Origin of the sequence: Phyllobacterium brassicacearum, from assembly GCF_003010955.1 — a bacterium.
In the GTDB taxonomy this organism is placed as follows: domain Bacteria; phylum Pseudomonadota; class Alphaproteobacteria; order Rhizobiales; family Rhizobiaceae; genus Phyllobacterium; species Phyllobacterium brassicacearum.
In genome coordinates this window covers 133253-153349 of the sequence record NZ_PGGO01000003.1, presented here as the reverse complement: position 1 = coordinate 153349, position 20097 = coordinate 133253, and the positions used below count along the sequence as shown (strand labels likewise).

17 protein-coding genes are annotated in these 20097 nt (G+C 57.8%); 6 read left to right on the top strand and 11 right to left on the bottom strand.

The annotated features are described in order from the left end of the window. The first annotated feature begins 17 nt into the window (after positions 1-17). Positions 18-998 carry an adenosylcobinamide-phosphate synthase CbiB gene (gene cbiB, locus CU102_RS05925; RefSeq protein WP_106710104.1) on the top strand — a complete coding sequence of 327 codons (981 nt, stop codon included), beginning with the start codon at positions 18-20 and terminating at the stop codon, positions 996-998. Here cbiB and CU102_RS05920 read toward each other — a convergent pair. Genes CU102_RS05920 through CU102_RS05900 form a run of 5 tightly spaced genes read right to left on the bottom strand, consistent with a single transcriptional unit; the run spans position 995 to position 7222 of the window. Further along, entirely contained in the window at positions 995-2617 is a 1623-nt protein-coding gene (locus CU102_RS05920) for an ABC transporter ATP-binding protein (protein ID WP_106710103.1), read from the bottom strand. The two genes, cbiB and CU102_RS05920, sit on opposite strands and share 4 nt — an antisense overlap. After that, positions 2617-3471, bottom strand: a complete 855-nt coding sequence (locus CU102_RS05915; protein WP_106710102.1) for an ABC transporter permease — start codon at positions 3469-3471, stop codon at positions 2617-2619. The genes CU102_RS05920 and CU102_RS05915 overlap by 1 nt, the downstream gene beginning before the upstream one ends. After that, positions 3468-4415, bottom strand: a complete 948-nt coding sequence (locus CU102_RS05910; RefSeq protein WP_106710101.1) for an ABC transporter permease — start codon at positions 4413-4415, stop codon at positions 3468-3470. The genes CU102_RS05915 and CU102_RS05910 overlap by 4 nt, the downstream gene beginning before the upstream one ends. 25 nt (positions 4416-4440) lie before the next feature. Then, positions 4441-5922 carry an ABC transporter substrate-binding protein gene (locus tag CU102_RS05905; RefSeq protein ID WP_106710325.1) on the bottom strand — a complete coding sequence of 494 codons (1482 nt, stop codon included), beginning with the start codon at positions 5920-5922 and terminating at the stop codon, positions 4441-4443. Between the two features lie 28 nt (positions 5923-5950). Next, positions 5951-7222, bottom strand: a complete 1272-nt coding sequence (locus CU102_RS05900; protein ID WP_106710100.1) for an acetylornithine deacetylase/succinyl-diaminopimelate desuccinylase family protein — start codon at positions 7220-7222, stop codon at positions 5951-5953. Positions 7223-7380: 158 nt separating this feature from the next. On the opposite strand from CU102_RS05900, the gene CU102_RS05895 reads away from it, so the two are divergent. From CU102_RS05895 to CU102_RS05885, 3 genes are read left to right on the top strand one after another with little or no spacing between them, the layout of a single operon-like run. After that, the gene (locus tag CU102_RS05895; protein ID WP_106710099.1) at positions 7381-10236 is read left to right on the top strand and encodes a molybdopterin oxidoreductase family protein; all 2856 of its coding nucleotides are present in this window, start codon (positions 7381-7383) and stop codon (positions 10234-10236) included. Further along, complete coding sequence (locus CU102_RS05890) at positions 10233-11000, top strand: 4Fe-4S dicluster domain-containing protein (protein ID WP_106710098.1); 768 nt, start codon at positions 10233-10235, stop codon at positions 10998-11000. The genes CU102_RS05895 and CU102_RS05890 overlap by 4 nt, the downstream gene beginning before the upstream one ends. Before the next feature lie 3 nt (positions 11001-11003). Continuing rightward, entirely contained in the window at positions 11004-11909 is a 906-nt protein-coding gene (locus tag CU102_RS05885) for a dimethyl sulfoxide reductase anchor subunit family protein (protein WP_106710097.1), read from the top strand. A 10-nt stretch (positions 11910-11919) separates the two neighbouring features. Here the strand turns inward: CU102_RS05885 and CU102_RS05880 are convergent, their stop codons facing one another. From CU102_RS05880 to CU102_RS05855, 6 genes are all read right to left on the bottom strand, one after another. Continuing rightward, complete coding sequence (locus tag CU102_RS05880) at positions 11920-12849, bottom strand: lipid A biosynthesis lauroyl acyltransferase (RefSeq protein WP_106710096.1); 930 nt, start codon at positions 12847-12849, stop codon at positions 11920-11922. Between the two features lie 6 nt (positions 12850-12855). Continuing rightward, entirely contained in the window at positions 12856-13881 is a 1026-nt protein-coding gene (locus CU102_RS05875; protein WP_106710095.1) for a zinc-binding dehydrogenase, read from the bottom strand. 31 nt (positions 13882-13912) lie between these two features. Then, complete coding sequence (locus CU102_RS05870; protein WP_106710094.1) at positions 13913-15193, bottom strand: beta-ketoacyl-ACP synthase; 1281 nt, start codon at positions 15191-15193, stop codon at positions 13913-13915. A gap of 11 nt (positions 15194-15204) precedes the next feature. Further along, positions 15205-16389: a beta-ketoacyl-ACP synthase gene (locus CU102_RS05865; RefSeq protein WP_106710093.1), complete on the bottom strand. Its 1185-nt coding sequence runs from the start codon at positions 16387-16389 to the stop codon at positions 15205-15207. 73 nt (positions 16390-16462) lie between these two features. Continuing rightward, positions 16463-16744 carry an acyl carrier protein gene (locus CU102_RS05860; protein ID WP_106710324.1) on the bottom strand — a complete coding sequence of 94 codons (282 nt, stop codon included), beginning with the start codon at positions 16742-16744 and terminating at the stop codon, positions 16463-16465. A gap of 105 nt (positions 16745-16849) precedes the next feature. Next, entirely contained in the window at positions 16850-17437 is a 588-nt protein-coding gene (locus CU102_RS05855; RefSeq protein WP_106710092.1) for a histidine phosphatase family protein, read from the bottom strand. Positions 17438-17537: 100 nt separating this feature from the next. Here CU102_RS05855 and CU102_RS05850 point away from each other — a divergent pair, with 100 nt between their 5' ends. Together CU102_RS05850 and CU102_RS05845 are read left to right on the top strand one after the other, a co-directional pair. Further along, positions 17538-18494 (top strand): AEC family transporter, encoded by a 957-nt coding sequence (locus tag CU102_RS05850; protein WP_106710091.1) that lies wholly within the window; start codon positions 17538-17540, stop codon positions 18492-18494. 141 nt (positions 18495-18635) lie between these two features. Continuing rightward, positions 18636-20093: an NAD-dependent succinate-semialdehyde dehydrogenase gene (locus CU102_RS05845; protein WP_106710323.1), complete on the top strand. Its 1458-nt coding sequence runs from the start codon at positions 18636-18638 to the stop codon at positions 20091-20093. Positions 20094-20097: the final 4 nt, after the last annotated feature.

Here is a 20097-nt window from a genome sequence, read left to right as displayed (position 1 = left end):
ACGGGATCGAATCGTTCATGGAAATCAACCTCTTGATTCTGTTTCTTGCCATGCTCGCCGATCGATATTTCGGTGATCCCGACTGGTTGTGGGCGAAGATTCCGCATCCTGTCGTCGTTTTCGGCAAGGCGATCGACTTTGCAGACAAGCGATTCAACAAGTCGGCAAACTCCGACTATGAACGACGGCGCAATGGCGTTGTGACCATGCTGAGCCTGCTTGGGATGGCTGCCGTAGTCGGCTTTTTTGTCCATCTGGCGCTACAGACCATTTCGCCATTCGGCGAACTCATTGAAGCGCTGATCGTTGCTGTGTTTCTGGCGCAGAAGAGTCTCGGCGATCACGTTACGCGCGTCGCAGTCGCGTTGCGCGAAGAGGGAATCGTTGGCGCCCGTAAGGCTGTATCAATGATCGTCGGCCGCGATCCCGAAGTCCTCGATGACGCTGCAGTCAGCCGCGCGGCAATCGAAAGCCTCGCGGAGAATACGTCCGATGGCATTATCGCACCGGCATTCTGGTACGCGCTGTTCGGTCTACCCGGGCTTCTGACGTACAAAATGCTGAACACTGCAGATTCGATGATCGGACATATGAATGATCGCCACCGCGACTTCGGACGCTTTGCCGCAAAGCTCGATGATCTGGCGAATTGGATACCGGCACGGCTGACGGGCCTGCTGATTTCTGCGGCTGCCTGGATCTTGCATGGTTACGATGCGGCGCTCCGATCGTTCAATGTGATGATGCGCGATGCGCGTCTGCACCGCTCGCCCAATGCGGGATGGCCGGAGGCCGCGATGGCTGGGGCCATAGAAGTGGCACTGGCAGGGCCACGCGTCTATGGCGGCGTCATCGCCAACGAGCCTATGCTGAATGGCGCCGGACGGCGCGATGCCGGGGCCGAAAACATCGAGGATGCGCTGGATATCTTCAGCGTCGCGACTGCGACATTCACTGCCTTCATCTTCTTGCTCTTCGTTGTCGGTCTGCTGTTCTAGCCCTGCTCGCCTATACGTCGGGCGAGAGCCTTGTGCAGATCGGGTGATGCGTCGACGAGCGCGCGTCCGGCGTCGGACTGGGGGTAGCGGAGGACGTCCTCCGTTCGACCGCGCTCGACGATCTTTCCGTCAGACATCACCATGACCGTATCGGTAATTGCCCTGGCGACAGCGAGATCATGGGTGATAAACAGATAGGCGATACCGAGCCTCCCGTTGAGATCGGCGAAGAGGTCGAGAACCTGCGCGCGGATCGACACGTCGAGCGCCGAAACAGGCTCGTCGGCCACGATCAGCTTCGGCTCGGTGATGATGGCGCGGGCGATCGCAAGGCGCTGGCGTTGGCCACCGGAGAATTCATGTGGGTACTTATCTCTGTCTTTCGGAGAGATGCCCACCCGCTCCAGCGATGTGTCTACACGCTCGCGCTTTTCGGCAGTGGATAGTGGGCGATCGAGAAGGTAGAGCGGCTCAGAGACAAGGCGTTCTGCCTTGTGGCGCGGATTGAACGAACCATACGGATCCTGAAAAACTACCTGCATGTTCTGGCGGATGGGCCGCAGGGCGGCTTCTTTCAGATGGTCGATGCGCTGACTTGCGAACAGGATTTCGCCACTGGTTGGCTGGTCCAGAGCCAGCACCATGCGGGCAAGGGTGGATTTACCGCAGCCAGACCGACCAACCAATGCCATTGATTGTCCGGGTTGAAGATCGAAGCTGACATCATCAACTGCTCTTGTATCTTCGCTCCGGGCGAACAAGCCGGCGCGATTGCCGCGATAGCTGCGCTCAAGATTGCGCACCGAGAGCAGAGGCCCCTCGAACTGAGGATGCGGGCGATGTATCCGCTCGGGAACGTGCATCGAAGCTTGAGCCAACTGGCGTGTATAGGGATGTGTCTGTTCTGTGAGGATTTGTGTGGTCTCTCCATTATCCATCACCTCGCCATGGCGGAGAATGGTGATCGAGTCAGCCGTATCGGCCACCACCGCCAAATCGTGGCTGATGAGCAGGAGTCCCATTCTTTCCTCGTCGACGAGGCTTTGTAGCAGATCGAGAATTTGTGCCTGCAGGACAACATCGAGTGCTGTCGTGGGCTCATCAGCAATCAACAATTTGGGTTTCAGCGCGCAGGCAATGGCAATCACGACGCGCTGGCGCTGCCCACCGGAGAGTTCGTGCGGATAACGGCTGAGTGGAAATTTTGACGATGGCAGGCCGACTCGATCAAGAATGATGCGCGTGCGCTCCTCGGCCACGGCGCGGCCTGCTCCAGTATGAAGCCGGATGCCTTCCGCGACCTGTTCTCCAATGGTTTTCACTGGATTAAGGGCGGTCATCGGCTCCTGAAATACCATGCCGATGTCGTCCCCGCGCAGCCGGCACATCTCGGCTTCGCTTGCGGCCAGAATATCCTTGCCGTTGAAATGGATTTGTCCTTTAGCCGTAGCGCCGCTCGGCAGCAATTTCATGATGCTGAGTGCGGTCATCGACTTGCCGGAACCGGATTCGCCGACCAATGCGCGGACTTCTCCCGGATTGATAGTGAGGTCGACACCCTTCAACGCCTGAAAGGCGCCGATCTTCAACGACAGGTTCTTGATTTCAAGCAGAGCCATCAACGCTCCCGCCGCAGCTTCGGGTCAAGAACATCGCGCAGGCCATCGCCTAGCAGGTTGAGGCCAAGGACGGTGATCACGATGGCGAGACCGGGAAAAAGCGCCATATGCGGCGCCATGCTGATCATCGTCTGGGCTTCGAACAACATTCGCCCCCAGCTTGGCATTGGCGGCTGCGAGCCGAGCCCGACGTAGGAAAGCCCAGCTTCGGCAAGAATACCGAGCGAGAACTGGATGGTGCTCTGCACGACAAGGAGGTTCATCATGTTGGGCAGGATATGCTCGGCGGTAATGCGTCCGGCTCCTTTGCCAGACGCGCGGGCGGCAAGAACATATTCGCGCGGCCAGAGCGACAAAGCTGCGCCCCGGGCGACACGGGCGAAGACCGGGATATTGAATATGCCAATCGCGATGATGGCGTTGATGGCGCCAGGTCCGAAGACGGCGGTGATCATCACAGCCGAGAGCAGGGCAGGGAACGCGAAGACCAGATCGTTGAAGCGCATCAGAACTTCGTCAATGACGCCGCCGCGCGCTGCAGCCCAAAGACCGAGTGGCACGCCGATGCCTGCGCCTATCACGACGGAGACGAAGGCGACCGCGATGGAATTGCGGCTGCCAACCATGATCATGGAGAGAATATCCCGGCCAAAGTGATCGGTTCCGAGCCAGTGCGCTGCCGATGACGGTTTCAATTTGCCGACGATGTCAAAGGTGCCAACCGCATAGGGTGTCCAGAAGAAGGAAAGTGCCGCCATCAGTGCAAGAAAAATCGTGATGATCAGGCCAATCAGGAATGATCTGTTGGCAAGCGCTTTCAAGAGATTTCCCCGCCACGCGGTGGCTCTAATCATGAGCGGCTCCGCAAACGGGGGTCAACGATGGCATAGGAAAGGTCGACCAGTAGGTTGACCAGAATGACCGTAGCGACAAGTACCATGACAACGCCTTCGACGACGATCAGGTCGCGCTGGGTGATCGCCTGAAACACAAGCCGGCCAAGGCCAGGGAGATAAAACACATTCTCGATGATGATTGTGCCGGCGAGGAGGAAGGCAAATTGCAGGCCGAGGATGGTAAGGACCGGAATGAGGGCATTACGCAAGGCGTGGCCGTAGAGCACCTTGCGACGCGTGAGGCCCTTGGCGCGGGCTGTGCGGATATAATCCTCGCCAAGGACGTCCAGCAGGGCGGAGCGTGTGACGCGTGCGAGGATGGCGGCTTGCGGTAATGCAAGGGCGATGGAAGGCAGGATCAGCGACTTCAGACCAAGCCAGACACCGGCGTTCCAGCCGGGGAATCCTCCTGCGGGGACGAGCCGGAGCGTTACCGCAAAGACGTAGACGAGGAGGAGGGCGAACCAGAAGTTCGGTATGGCGACGCCTATCTGGGCCACTCCCATCGTCGCGGTATCGGAAAACGACCCGCGCCGGGCAGCCGAAAACAGGCCAACTGGAATGGCGATGACAGTGGATAGAACCAGCGAGATCAGAGCGAGCGGCAAGGACACTGCAACCCGTTCTGTGATCAGGCTTATGACTGGGACCGAGTATGTATATGACCGGCCCAGATCGCCGGTCAGAAGGCCTCCGAGCCAGTTGAAATAGCGCGCAATCAGCGGCTGATTGAGTCCCATCTGCTCCTGCAGCGTCCGGACCGCGTCTTCGGTGGCATTCATGCCCAGCATCAGCCGCGCCGGATCGCCCGGCACGACTTCGAGGACGGCGAAGACAACAATGGATGCCGCCAGCAGTGTGACGATGCCGATCAGAATACGCTTTGACGCGTAGTTCAGCATTGACCGCCCGTGCTGAACCGTTCCATCAATCTGTCCACTTTACCGCCGTCAGATCATTGGCCTGGATTGGGCCGTTTTCCCAGAGGCCCTCGATCTTCGCGTCCCATATACCGGTCTTCGGCAATTGGAACAGGAAGGCGGCCGGCACATCCGTTGCCAACAACTTCTGCGCCTGCTGGTAGAGTTCCGTGCGCTTTTCGGCATCAGACGTTGCTTCGATCTGCTTGATCAAGTCCTTGAACGCCGGATTGTCATAGTTGAAGTAGTAATCGTCACGGGCAAAGATGTTGAGATCGTTGGGCTCGGTATGGGATACGATCGTCATGTCGTAGTCCTTGCCCTTGAACACCTGCTCGAGCCATTGTGCCCACTCCAGCGGAATGATCTCCGCTTCGATGCCGATCTCCCGCAGCTCTGCCGCGATGATTTCGCCGCCGCGCCGAGCATAGACCGGTGGGGGCAGTTTCAATGTGGTCTTGAAGCCGGCGGCCTGGCCAGCGTCAGCCAGAAGCTTCTTCGACGTTTCCGGGTCGTAGGCTGTTTCCGAGGTCAGATCGAGATAGGCCGGATGATGCGGCGGAAAGAACGAACCGATCGGCGTTCCAAGTCCGAACATCGCACCGTCGATCAGCGCCTTTCGATCGATGGCGCGGGCAACGGCTTGGCGTACCTTCAGATTGTCGAAGGGCGGTTTTTTATTGTTCATGCCGAGAACGGTTTCGCCTTCGGTTGTGCCTATGACGACCTTGAAGCGCGGGTCGGCCTGAACCTGGGCAATGGTTTCGTAGCTCGGAAACACGGGAAAGGCTTGCACGTCCCCCGCCATGAGTGCCGCGGTTGCGGCTGCCGGGTCGGGAATAACACGGAACGTTGCCTTGTCGAGCACAGCGGGTGTGCCCCAGTAGCCAGGATTCTTTGAGATCACGATCTGTGAGCCCTTCGCCCAGGTATCGAACTCGAACGGTCCTGTGCCGATCGGCTTTTCCTTGTTGGTTTCGGCACTCTCGGGCGCGACGATTACCGCATCACCCCAGCCCATATTGTAGAGAAAATCGCCGTTCGGCTGCTTCAGGGTGATTTTGACCGTCGTCGGATCAACCACATCCACTGTATCGATGGCCGCGAACAGGCCCTTTTGCGCGTTGGTGGATTTTTCGCCGCGGGCGCGATCCAGCGAAAACTTGACATCCTCGGCATCGAAGGCCGTGCCGTCGTGGAATTTTACATCCTTGTGCAGCTTGAATGTGTAGATCTTGCCGTCATCGGACAATGTCCAGCTCTCGGCGAGTGCAGGGAGAACTTCGCCTTTCGATCCGATCCGGGTCAACCCTTCGAAGATATTGGCATAGACGATTTCGTCGATAGCCGCCGCTGCTCCCGCCGTTGGATCAAGATGCGGCGGCTCGAGCACGATACCGAGCACGAGGTCTGTCTTTGCAGCGTAGGAAGCAGTGGATGAGAGCAGCGCGATTGCACCAGCTACGAGGGCCGACTTCCAGATTTTCATCATTCAACATCTCCCCAAATCTTGCCGCTCAGATCGAACCAGAGAGCAACACTTTTAATCCGAGCGCCATGACCTTGGCCGATTCGATCATGTCTTCAATACCGACATATTCGTCTGGCCGGTGCGCGAGGTCGAGAATGCCCGGACCATATGCAATGCAATCATGCAGCAGGCCGATGCGCGCTATATGCTTCTGGTCATATGAGCCAGGCGAGATCACATATTCGGGCTCCCTGCCGAAGACGGAGCGGATACCTTGGGCAACGGCGGTGACGACGGGCGCATCGCGCTCGGTCATCAGCGGCTGCACTTCCATGATGTCGCGAATGTTGTAGTGGAACTTCGGCCGCTCCCATTGCAGCCGGTCGAGAATCGAAGTGACTTCACGTTTTACTTCGGTGACGTCTTCCTCAAGCAGGAAGCGGCGATCGATGGTCAAACGGCAGGAATCCGGCACGTTGGGTGAGGGCAGTCCAGAATAATCGTCGGTCTGACCGCCATGGATCGAATTGATGTTCATCGTCGACCGGCGCGCACCCTCGGGAACCACGGGCATGCGTGTCTGTTTACGGTCGAGCAATGGGAAGAGTTCCTTCTCAAAAGCGTCGAGCACCGCACCCATGTGGCGCACGGCGCAATCGCCGAGGAAAGGCATCGAGCCGTGGGCGATCTCGCCCTTGGTTTCGATCTCCGCCCACCAGACACCACGATGGCCAAGACAGATGCGGTCCTTGTTGAGCGGTTCGGGGATGATGACGTGATCAACGCGTGGCTTGGAGAAAAATCCCTTGCTGGCAAGGTATGCGACGCCGCCGAATCCGCCCGATTCCTCATCGACCGTTCCGGAAATCTCAATGGCCCCGGTAAAATCGGGGTATACCTCGAGAAATGCTTCGGCAGCAATGATCGAGGCCGCGAGCCCGCCCTTCATGTCGCAGGCGCCGCGGCCATAGATCTTGCCATCCTTGACGACACCTTCGAACGGATCGACCGTCCAGCCTTCTCCTGTGTCCACCACATCGATATGTGAATTGAAATGCACCGTCTGGCCATGCCTGCGACCGTCGAAACGCGCGACGACATTCGTTCGCGGGTAGCGGTCGGTATCGCCGGGCGTACCTTCGCCGCGAATCAGCTGGGTTTCAAATCCAATCTTTTGCAACCGATGCGCGAGGTATTCGGCGCAGGGTGTATAGGCTTCGCCGGGCGGATTGATGGTCGGAAAGCGGATGAGTTCGCGCGTCAACGCGATCAGATCATCACGTCGCTTCTCAATGGCGCGGGAGAGTTTTTCATCCATTTGCCCATCAAATCAGGCCTGATCGTGATTTGGCAAGAGGCAACTTCTTGCCTGTCGGCCATGGCGTTTTCCTGGTGACATGTCGCTTGTGTGTTTGGCGGTTTGGAATTGTTCTTATAAAACAATTCTGAAAGAACAATCTGCGGGGCCCATCGAGAATGAATTCAGAACCACACCTTGCCCTGTCGGAGCCGGTTGGTGATGAAGTCCGCAAGACCACCTGCTACATGTGCGCTTGCCGTTGCGGTATCGATGTCCATCTGAAGGACGGCAAGGTTCGCTACATCGAAGGGAATCGTGACCATCCAATCAACAAGGGCGTGCTGTGTGCGAAGGGTTCAGCCGGAATCATGCAGCACTATTCACCAGCGCGATTGCGGGCGCCACTCCTGCGGACAGGGCCGCGTGGCTCAGGTGAATTCAAGGAGATCAGCTGGGATGAGGCCTTGTCGCTGGCAGTCGACTGGCTGCAACCCGTGCGTGAAACCGCACCGCAGAAGCTGGCATTTTTCACAGGGAGAGATCAAAGTCAGGCGCTGACCAGCTTCTGGGCGCAAAATTTCGGTACGCCGAACTATGCGGCGCATGGCGGCTTCTGTTCCGTCAACATGGCTGCGGCCGGTATCTACACGATTGGCGGCGCATTCTGGGAGTTTGGCGCACCGGACTGGGACAAGACGAAGCTGTTCGTATTATTCGGTGTTGCGGAGGATCACGACTCCAATCCGATCAAGATCGGCATCTCCAAGTTGAAGAAGCGTGGAGCGCGATTTGTTTCGGTCAATCCCGTACGCACCGGCTACTCGGCGATCGCTGACAACTGGATCGGAATCAGGCCCGGCACTGACGGTTTGCTGATCCTTGCGATCATTCACGAGCTCTTTCGCACCGGAAAGATCGATCTCGACTACCTGCAGCGCTATACCAATGCGCCCTGGCTGGTCATCGACGACGAAGGCAAGGAGGACCACGGCCTCTTCCTTCGCGATGACCTCGGCAAGGCATTGGTGCGCGATCGCAAGACGGGAGCGCTGGTGCGATTTGACGAACCTGATCACACTGCCGATCTCAATGCCGATTTTGTCACTGGCGATAGGCGGAAGGTCCGCAGCGTCCTGCGGCTGATGGCAGAGAAATATCTCGATCCGAAATATGCCCCGGAAAATGTCGCAGCTGAAACCGGGATTCCAGTGGCCACCATCCGCGGACTGGCTTCGGAAATCGCCCGCGTTGCATTCGAAGAAGCGATCGTAGTCGAACAACCCTGGACCGACATGAAAGGCGAGCAGCACGAGGTGATGATCGGCCGGCCCGTGAGCTTTCACGCTATGCGCGGCATCTCGGCCCACTCAAACGGTTTTCAGTCGGCACGAGCACTGCATGTGCTGCAGACAATCATCGGTTCCATCGATTGTCCGGGCGGCTATCGTTACAAACCACCATACCCGAAACCCGCGACCGCGCATCCGCGGCCGCATGGCAGAGCCGAGCATGTCACACCGGGACAGCCACTGGCGGGACCGCATCTGGGCTATCCGCTTGGGCCTGAAGATTTGCTGGTCGATGGCGACGGCAAGCCGCAGCGCATCGACAAGGCGTTCTCCTGGGAGGCGCCGCTCTCCGCACATGGCATGATGCACATGGTCATCGCGAATGCCAATGCCGGCGATCCCTATCCGGTCGACGTGCTGTTCCTCTACATGGCAAACATGGCGTGGAACTCGTCAATGAACACGCGCGGCACGATCAAGATGCTGGAGGAGCGCGACGAGGCGACCGGCGAGTACAAGATTCCCAAGATCATCTACTCGGATGCCTACTCATCCGAGATGGTCGCCTATGCTGATCTCGTGTTGCCGGACACGACCTATCTCGAGCGGCATGATTGCATTTCGCTGCTCGACCGCCCGATATCCGAGCCGGAAGCGGCGTGCGACGCCATTCGTTGGCCAGTCCTTGAGCCGGACCGGGATGTTCGCGGTTTCCAGTCGGTCCTGATCGATCTAGGCGCACGACTTAAGCTTCCCGGTTTCGTCGACAAGGAAGGCAGCGCGCTTTACAAGGACTATGCCGATTATATCGTCAATCACCAGCGTAAGCCGGGCATCGGCCCGCTATCCGGATGGCGCGGCGCGGATGCGCAGGATGCGGGTCGCGGTACCCCGAATGCGGATCAACTGAAAAACTATGTCGATAACGGTGCCTTCTGGATGAACCACATTCCGGACGAGGCACTATATTTCAAGCATCACAACGCCGCCTACCAGCAGTTCGCTATCGATATGGGCTTCTTCGACGCGCCACAGCCAGTTACGATTCAGCTCTACGTCGAGACGTTGCAGAAATTCCGCCTCTCAGCACTGGGTGTCCGGCAGCCTGTCGCTCCAGAACAGTATAGGCAAAGACTGCTCGACTGTTTCGACCCCCTGCCTGACTGGTACAGGCCATTTGAGGAACAGGGTGTCGATACTACGGAATATCCCTATCATGCGATCACGCAGCGGCCGATGGCTATGTATCACTCCTGGGGCTCGCAAAATGCGTGGCTTCGGCAGATCCACACGAGGAATCCGCTTTATGTTCCTGGAAAGATCTGCGATGAGTTGGGCTTGAGAGACGGGGATTGGGCATGGGTCTCGTCCCATCACGGCCGTATCAAGTGCGAGATTGCCCGGACCGACGCGGTGAACGGGCATACCATTTGGACGTGGAATGCCATCGGCAAGCGCAAAGGGGCCTGGGCGCTCGACCCCAATGCTCCGGAAGCCACGAAAGGGTTCCTTCTCAACCATCTCATTCACGAGCTGCTGCCGCCGCGTGCTGATGGCATGCGCTGGTCGAATTCCGATCCGATCACCGGGCAGGCCGCCTGGTACGACCTTCGCGTGCGCATCGAAAAGGCGGATCCCGGGGCCGAGATCAGCGAACCGCATTTCGGAGTGATCAAACGGCCCGGCAGCCAGAAACTTCCTGCAGATGAACTACGCTTTGGACAGGAGTGGACAAGCAAATGACCAGCCTGCCGCAAAACCGCACGGCGAAAAAACTTGGCTTGGTCATCGATCTCGATGTTTGTGTAGGTTGCCATGCCTGCGTGATCAGTTGCAAGGAATGGAACACTGGCGGCTATGGCAATGCGCTATCGGACCAGCACCCTTACGGACAGGACGTGTCCGGGACGTTTCTTAACCGCATTCACAGTTTCGAGGTTGTTCCGGAAGGCGGCGAGATCATCGGCGAAGCCGGTGATGCACGCATTGTGCATTTCCCCAAATCCTGTCTGCACTGCGAGGACGCGCCGTGCGTAACCGTCTGCCCGACTGGCGCTTCTTACAAGCGCGCCGAAGACGGTATCGTTCTTGTCGATGAGGACAAGTGTATTGGTTGCGGGCTCTGTGCCTGGTCTTGTGCCTATGGCGCGCGCGAGATGGATCTTGCGGCCGGCATCATGAAGAAATGCACCTTGTGTGTCGACCGCATCTATAACGAAACCCTCAAGCAAGAGGATCGCGTGCCGTCTTGTGTCAGGACGTGTCCGGCCAATGCCCGGCATTTTGGCGATCTTGGCGATCCGGCTTCGGACGTCTCAATCATGGTGGCGGAACGAGGTGGTTTCGACCTTATGCCAGAACAGGAAACGCGGCCGACGAACAAGTATCTGCCGCCCCGTCCGCGTAAACCCCTAAGTGACAGCGCTCCGATCGTGCCGCTTGCCGAGAACACTGAGGGCGCGCGCGGATTCTTCGCCTGGCTCGACAAGACGCTGGACCGGATTTAGTCAATGCACCCAGCCACTTCGATTATTGTCTTCACCGCTCTGTCGGGTCTTGGCTACGGTCTTGCCGTAGTGCTTGGGCTTGGTTTTTTCGATCCTTCATTGCTCTCAACCAAGATCGCCTATCTTGCATCGTTGATGCTGATCGGGATCGGGCTTCTGTCGTCGCTCCTGCACCTGGGCAATCCTCAACGCGCATGGCGGGCATTGACCCAATGGCGCTCCAGCTGGTTGTCGCGTGAGGGTGTGATGGCGATTGCCACATTCGTGCCGCTCACCCTGAGCGCAGTCCTTGCGATTTTCACCAACAGGCACGATACGGTTCTCGGTCTCATAACCGTCCTTGGGTCCCTGGTGACGGTCTATTGCACATCGATGATCTATGCGTCGCTCAAGACCGTCGACAGCTGGCACACGAAACTGACACCGTTGTGTTTCCTGTTGTTTTCGCTCGCAGGGGGATTTCTGCTCGCAAGCGGAATTGCGGGTGGCGACCCGTTGGTGGTGGAGTTGCTTGCGCTGCTGTTTGTACTTCTGGCGCTTGTTGCCAAGATGATCTGGCGAAATCGCGCTGCCAAGCTGGTGCCGCTCTCGTCGCCTGAAAGTGCGACTGGTCTTGGGACGATCGGCAAAGTGCGGCTGTTCGAACGGCCACATGCGCTTGATAACTATCTAACCCGTGAAATGGGCTTTCGCATCGCCCGCAAACACGCTGCAAAGCTTTGGGTGATCGCCTTTGGTTGCGGCGCGATTTTACCCATTCTGGCGCTTCTATTGAGCATGGCAATCGGAGGCGGATTGGCCGCGCACGTCGTCCTTGGCGTCGGCATACTGTCGCATCTGATTGGCGTTTTCGTCGAACGCTGGCTGTTCTTTGCCGAAGCCAAACACGCGGTGATGAATTACTATTGAGATAAGGGGTCTAGTTCCAGCGCTTGTGGAACCACATCCATTGGCCGGGATATTCGCGCACCCAGGATTCAACCTTGTCGTTCAGCGCCTGCACAGTTGCGGCGAGATCAACTGCGCCCTTCTCGTCGCGCGGTAGGACCATTTTTTCCTCCAGCTCCAGCCGGAACCGGCCACCCGGCAGGCGGACGCAGCGGGCCGGATAGACGTCGCAATCATATTGCCGAGCCAGCTTCGCCAGAAGCGGGTTGGTCTTGCACGGACGGTTGAAGAAGGTCGACGGAATGCCGCGACGGAATTTCTGATCGACCAGCATCCCGACATTACCGTTGTCGTTGAGCACGGTAGCAAGCGACCAGGCAGCGCCGGCTTTTGACGGAACGAGGTGACCCATATTTGTGCGACGTGCACCCAGAATTCTCTTCGCCACGAAAGGGTTGTTCGGGGGGCGGAAGAGAGCCGTTACGTTCAGGTCGAATGTTGCCGCGCAGATCGGCAGAAGTTCGAAATTGCCCGTGTGGCCCGTGAAGAAGATGTGCGGGCGATCCTTCTCGTCAAGCAGGCGCTCGAATATCTCGCGGCCCTGGACCTCAATAAGGCCGGTCTTGTCGCTATGAGGATCGTAGTCGAAGATGGCATCGAGGAAGACGTATTCGGCTGTCAGCCGGGCCATGCTGCCCCACATATCGCGGGCAATCTCCTGCAATTCTTCCTCGGATTTTTCCGGATAGGCCTTGCGCAGGTTGTTCATGGCCACGCGGTGGCGCCCCATGAGAGGGCCGATCTTGCGTGCTGCAGAGTCGGTGAAATCCATGGCTGCCTTGGCGGGTAGGCGCCGCAACAGCCACAGAACGCCGAATATGACGTTCGCCGCCAGCCAGTAGTTGAATTTCTTCAGCCTCTGGCTCCAGCGGAACAGAGCAAGTTTCGTATCTAGTTTCATGTGAGATCAGTTGACGCGCAGGATGATCTTGCCGAAGACGTCCCGGCCTTCCATCCGCTTCAACGCTGTGTCGATATCATCGAAGCCAACTTCAGTGTCGATCACGGGATGCACCAAGCCGCGCGCCATTTTCTGCATGGCATCGGCCATGTTTTCCATCCGGCAGCCAAATGAGCCGAGAAGCTTCAGTTGCTGTTGGAACAGCATCATCAAGTTCATGCTGGTCGAGACGCCTGATGTCGAGCCGCAGGTGACGAGACGGCCGCCGCGGCGCAGTGACAGCATCGAGCCAGCCCAGGTATCCGCGCCGACATGTTCGAAGACGACATCGACGCCCTTCTTCTTGGTCAGCTTGCGTACAACGCCCTCGAACCGGTCTTCGCGGTAATTGATGACGTGATCTGCGCCGAGAGCCTTGGCCTTTTCGATCTTGTTGTCGGAACCGACGGTCGTGATAACCGTGCAACCGATCTTCTTGGCAAGCTGGATGGCTGCCGAACCAATACCCGAGCCGCCTGCATGGACAAGGATGGTTTCGCCCGGTTCAAGCTTGGCGTTGTCGAAGAGCATGTGCTCGACGGTACCGAAGGTGACAGGAGCAACAGCCGCGCCAATCTCGTCGACGCCGGGAGGAGCGGGAACGAGCAAGCGGGCGCGAAGGTTCACTTTCTCTTGCGCAAAGCCGTCGAGATGGAAACCATGCACGCCGGATACGTGTTCGCAAAGATTGTCGCGGCCTTCGCGGCATGGGCGGCAGAGACCGCAGGTCTGGGCGCCGTAGATGGAGACCAACTGGCCCGGCAGGAGACTGACGCCCGGGCCGATAGCATCGACGACGCCCGACGCTTCAGCACCAATTGTGAGCGGCATCTTGCGCTTGGCGAAAGCCATGCCGCGCCAGCCCCAGACGTCGATGTGATTGAGCGCAACGGCCCTGATATTGACCGTAACTTCACCCGGGCCAGGCGGGGGCGGGGGCGCAATTTCGACTATCTCGAGGTTGCGGTCTTCAATCAGCTGTAATGCGCGCATAATTCTATCCGTTTCCTGTTCGGGTCACGGATTAGTTCGGTTCTGCCGTCATGACAAGACACGTATTTTGTCCGCCGAAGCCAAATGAACTGGAAAGCACCGATGAAACGCTCGCTTCGCGCTTCACATTGGGCACGACGTCCATGATGATTGCCGGATCCGGATTGTCGTAGTTGATCGTCGGCGGGATCGTCCCGGTCTGCATAGTCAGTACCGAGAACACGGCTTCGATCGCGCCAGCTGCGGTCAGCGTATGGCCGATCATCGATTTGTTGGACGAGACGGGCAACTGCGATGAAATCCGCTCGCCGAAGACTGTCGAAATCGCCAGATACTCCATCTTGTCGTTCTCGGGCGTCGATGTGCCGTGGGCGTTGATGTAGTCGATCGCGTCTTCCTTGATGCCGGCATCATCCAGCGCGGCACGCACTGCGCCGATAGCGGGCGAGCCATCAGGCTTCGACCGGGTGCGATGGAAATCGTCCGCCTTTTCACCGCAGCCGCGCATGATCCCGAGAATGTTCGCGCCGCGTGCCACAGCAGATTCAAGCGATTCCAGCACCATTGCGCCGGAACCTTCTGCCATGACGAAACCGTCACGATCCTTGGAGAACGGCTTTGCGGCCTTTTGAGCAGGTTCGTTCTGCGTCGAGAGTGCCGAGAGCAGCGAGAACCGGATCAGCGATTCGGCCGATACGGAGCCGTCGGTGCCGATCGAGAGCACGCGATTGCTTTCGCCGCGTCGAATTGCTTCAACGCCGAGCTGAATGGCCGTCGCGCCCGACGCACAGGCAGTGGAAAGCGTAACTGGCAACCCGCGTGTTCCAAACTTGTCGGCAAGGCATTCCGCGATATAGCCAAATTCAACGGTATTGAACATATCAACTTGGGGACCGCGGCGGCACGCGGCGAGCAGAAGATCGTAGCCAGGTTCGCCCTCCGACTTTACAAGCGAATCAAGTGCAAACCGGTTGCGCCATTCGAGCTCGACCGGTGGCGCCGCCAGGAAGAGTGGTCCGCCAAAATCGCTGAGAGGAAGACCTGATTGGGAAATGGCTTCTTCAGCTGCAAGCGAGGCCAATTTTTCAGACAAAGCTGAAGCGCCCTGACTACTCTCCTCAAGAAAATCGACAGTTCCGGCGATCTGCGTGCGCAGATTGTCCAGCGCAAATCGCGTGATCGTGTGAATGCCAGAAGTTCCAGAGGTCAGCGCCGCCCAATTCTCTTCCTTGCCTTGTCCGAGGGAAGAAACAAGGCCCATGCCAGTGATGGCGACGAGCGGGCGACCAAGATGATCGGTATATTTGGACATGATGATATCCCTTATACTCTTGACAGACGAGCGACGCCTTCGCTTCGGCATCCACCGATGGCGGTCGCCAGCGCCGTATTTATCTGAGACGGACCATCTTTTTCGTTATCGGCGTCGATTGGCGGAAAAGCAGTACCCTTGAAAACGTTCAACGCAGCGAGCGCGACAACAAGGGAGAACTGCGCTTCCCGGAGATGACCCAATTTGCCCGCTATCCCGCGCACAGCTGAACTTGGGAATTTATCGAGCGCGGCTTTCTCGGCTGCCGTGACGCCTTTGAAACCGCAAGCTCCCGAGATGATCAGGTTAGCTGCTGTGTCAGCGCTTGCAGCTCCCACCATCTTGGCGATGGTCTCGGTCAAATCTTCGCGGGTACGGCGGATCTGGCTGCCATGAACGGCGTCGATGGCGGCGTAAGCGCGGGCGCCGCGCTTTTTTGCATGATCCAGGCTCTCGAGAACGAGGAAAGCGCCGCCAGACCCGGTAACGACACCGCCGCCAGCCCCTCTTTCGCGCTGCCATAGGGGTGCCCAGCCGTCGGTCTTCAACAAGCCGTTGAGTTCATAGCCCAAGAGCATGTCAGGGTGCTCGGAATTATAGGCGCCACCAACAAGGGCGTGCGTGCTCTGCCCCGAGCGAATTCTGGCGACCGCGGTATCAATCGCCGAGACACCGGAACCTTCTTCGCCCATGAACGTGCGCGACGAGCCCGTGACTTTGTGGACGATGGAGATGTTGCCTGCCAACAAATTGGAGAGCTGTGCGAGGAAGAGCGTTGGGCGCAGTTCCGTCGTCAGCTTCTCGTTGAGCATCGTACCGAGATCGTTGCGGACGCGGCCTTCGGTCAGGATCTGCTTATCTACAGTGACATCGCGTTCCCCGCCGCCAGCCGCCACGACCATGTCCATGGTAGCGCACAGCTCTTCATTGTCCTTGATGCCGGCGTCCTGAAGCGCAAGCCCGGCGGTATAGGTGCCGATGCGCTGCCAGGTTTCCATCTGTCGCTGGTCTCCGCGTTTGGGGATCTGGTTGTTCCAGTCAACTTCGACCAGGGGATGGATTGTGTAGGGCTTGAACGTTTCGCTGTCGACACGAGGTTCGACCTTGTCATTGAAGGCCTGCCAATGCGCTTCCACGCCTTCGCCCAGCGATGAGATCAGTCCGATACCGGTGATAACGACGGTGTTGTTCTGCATTGTCTCGCAACACCGTCAGTACGGTGCATCCAGTTTTTGGTGGATAGATGAGCCTGTCCGGGATGGCCCGAAATCAGGCCGATTTTGCGGCGACGAGTTCGTCGATTTTGGCGCAAAGGTTCTTCAACACGAAGTATTCTTCGGTCGGGACCTTGCCGTCATTGACTTCCTGCGTCCACTGCTCGAGCGGGATCTTGATACCGAAGGCCTTGTCGATCGCGAAAACGATGTCGAGAAAATCAAGGCTATCGATGCCCAGATCGTCAATCGTGTGGCTTTCCGGCGTAATGGAGTCGCGGTCGATTTCACTGGTTTCGGCAATGATATCGGCGACCTTGTCGAATGTTTCGGACAATTGATTTTCCTTTGCTTGCGGTGCCTTGAGCAAGGCACTGATGTCTTATGAGGCGGTATCTAGCGTTTTTCACCGCTCAGGGAAAGACCAAAGCGTGCATGCTGATTAGTCGAATATGATTCGGCCGGCGATATGAATCGTTTCACCGTCCTCGGCCGGACCAACCACGACAGCCTCGGTTGGGCGCGGCGTAATTCCTGCCAGGGCCGTTATATTGGCACGGTCGGTGAACATTACCAGATTGCCTGAACTCTTGAATCCGGAGATCGCGGCACGAATGTGACCAAGTTGGGCTTGCTTCGCGCTATCGTCGTTTGGTGCTGGATCGAGGGGTTGAAAAATCTCGGTTGGGATCGAACCGAAGGAAAGCCGTGCGGATTCCCGGGCGTTACAGGTGGAACTGGTCAAGACCTTGTCGATTCGCACGCCGCGGGCTGCAAAGCGTGCGCCGAGCTTCTGAGCCAGTTGACGGCCTCTATCGGAAAGCGTCTGCGTTGCCGAGCAATCGACAGAATTGTCCACCGTAGGGCTCAAGGTTCCGGAGGCGTCGGCTCCTTGAATGAGAATCGTTAATCCGCCTCGCGCCAATCTCGCCCAGGCGGCATCCGTCGCCAGCGCTGGCGAAACGGCCAGGCATGCGCTCAGCATGAGCGCCAGTGCAAGAAATGCCCGAGAGTGCAACCGTTTCAACATCAGTCTCCTTAGCAGCGAGATGGTGATTTGGGACAGAAAAATAAAGTGAAGGCTTTGGAAGGCTTGCGCGCTAGTTCTTGCAAGCCTATTGCGGGTGACGATGGGTCTGATTCAAACAATCATTGTCGTTTTCGGTGTGATTGCCATCGCTTATGCTGCAGCGCATTTCAAGCTGCTGGATGAGCGTGTCGGCGATGGACTGTCGGATTTCGTGTTCATGATCGCCGCCCCTTTGCTGCTCTTCAGGACAATGGTGACGGCAGATTTTCACGGAACAGCACCGTGGCAATTGTGGATTGCCTATTTTGCTGGTGTGGTAGTCGCCTGGGCGGCGTCTGATCTGGCGATTAAAATGATCTTTGGCCGCGACAATCGTGCTGGGGTTGTTGCCGGCGTTTCGGGCGCATTTTCCAACTTGGTGTTTCTTGGCATGCCGCTCATGTTAGGTGTTTTCGGCCAGGAAGGCTTTGCGATTCTGTCGCTCATTGTCGCGATTCACATGCCGATCATGATGGCCGCCTCCATTACGTTGCACGAGATCGCCATGCGCCGAGACGGGGTGTTCGCAGGCGAGGGGCATTTTGGCCTGGTTGTGCTTGCATTCTTCAAGAGCCTCCTGCGCAATCCCTTCGTCCTCGGCATCCTCGCCGGATGGATATGGCGGCTCACGGGCTTGCAGATGCCGGTCATCGCCGACTCGCTGATCCAGACATTGGGAAGCGTCGCTGGTCCGGTGGCGTTGTTCGCCATGGGCATGGGATTGAAGAAATTCGGCGTCACCGGGCATATAGCAGCTTCGCTGGTCGTGTCGGCCATCAAGCTGTTTGTGATGCCAGCGGTCGTGTTGGCAGCTGCGTGGTTCATCGGATTGCCGCCCTTCACCGCGAAGATTGCAGTGGCTTCAGCTGCACTTCCCGCCGGTGTGAACTCCTATCTGATTGCAACGCGCTTCGGCACCGGGCAGGCACTTGCTTCGAATTCCATGGTCATGGCCACCGCATTGTCGGCGATCACTATGGCATTCTGGATTTCGGTCGTTACACATATTTTCGGCTGAGCGAAGCTTGTTGCAGCTTTTGCCAAAAAGGCGCAGGGTAGCCGCATCGCCTTGGCCAAGGCGCATTGCCACGCGCAATGCAGGGTTATCCTTCATGGAACTCAGAATAGCTATAACCCTTAGAACACAGGGAGAAATATGATGTTGCAGAAATCCAGCCAGTTCATGAAGCAGGCGAACCTCATCAATGGCGAGTGGGTAGCCGCCGACTCGGGCAAGACAATCGACGTCATCAACCCTGCGACCGGTTTGAAGATCGGGACGGTGCCCAATTCCGGCACGGCGGAAACACAGCGTGCTATCGCCGCAGCCGCTGATGCCTTCAAGACATGGCGCAAGACATCTGTGCTCGACCGCGCCAAACTGATGCGCAAGCTGCACGATGCCATCCTGGACAACCAGGACGCGCTGGCGGAACTCCTGACGCTTGAGCAGGGCAAGTCGCTGGCGGAATCCAAGGGCGAGGTTGGCATGTCTGCCGCCTATATTCTCTGGTATGCGGAGGAAGCGCGCCGGACTTACGGCGATGTTGTCCCTTCGCCGTGGGCCGACAGACGAATTCTCGTTACGAAAGAGCCCGTCGGTGTCATTGGCGCTATCACGCCTTGGAATTTCCCGTCCTCCATGCTTGCGCGCAAGATCGGTCCAGCGCTCGCGACCGGCTGCACTGTCGTGGTGAAGCCAGCCACGCAGACCCCTTATTCCGGCTTGGTATGGGGTGCGCTTTGCGAGGAGGTTGGCATTCCCAAAGGCGTGGTCAATATCCTGACAGGTTCGGCCTCTGAAATCGGCGGCGAAATCACCAGCAATCCGCTCGTGCGCAAGATCACCTTCACCGGGTCGACAGAAATCGGCAAGATCTTGATCAAGCAGGCGGCCGATACAGTCAAGAAAGTATCGATGGAGCTTGGCGGCAATGCGCCATTCATTGTGTTCGACGATGCGGACGTGGACCGGGCGGTCGAAGGCGCAATCATCGCGAAGTTCCGCAATTCCGGCCAGACTTGCGTCTGTACCAACCGTTTCCTGGTTCAGTCGGGCATCTACGACACATTCGTGCAGAAGTTTGCCGCCGCTACAGAGAAACTTAAGGTTGGCGATGGTCTTGAGGCTGGAACCCAGCAGGGGCCGCTCATCGACGAGAAGGCGGTCGAGAAGGTTGAGGAGTTCATTGCCGATGCCAAGCAGAAGGGCGGCAAGATCGTCACTGGCGGGAAGCGTCATGCTTTGGGCGGCAGTTTCTTCGAACCAACGGTGATCGGCGACGCCAAACCGGACATGCTTTTTACGACGGAAGAGATATTTGGCCCTGTCGCGCCGGTCTACAAGTTCGAGACCGAGCAGGAAGCAATTGATCTTGCCAACAACACCCAGTTTGGCCTTGCCAGCTATTTCTACACCCAAGACCTCGGGCGGATGTTCCGCGTGTCGGAAGGACTGAAATATGGCCTGGTTGGGGTGAACGAAGGCATGATCACGACTGTCGAGGCGCCGTTTGGTGGTACCAAGGAGTCGGGTCTCGGCAAGGAAGGCGGTCACCAGGGCATCGAAGATTATCTCGATACCAAGTATGTCTGCGTCGGCGGCCTGGGGCTGTAACCTT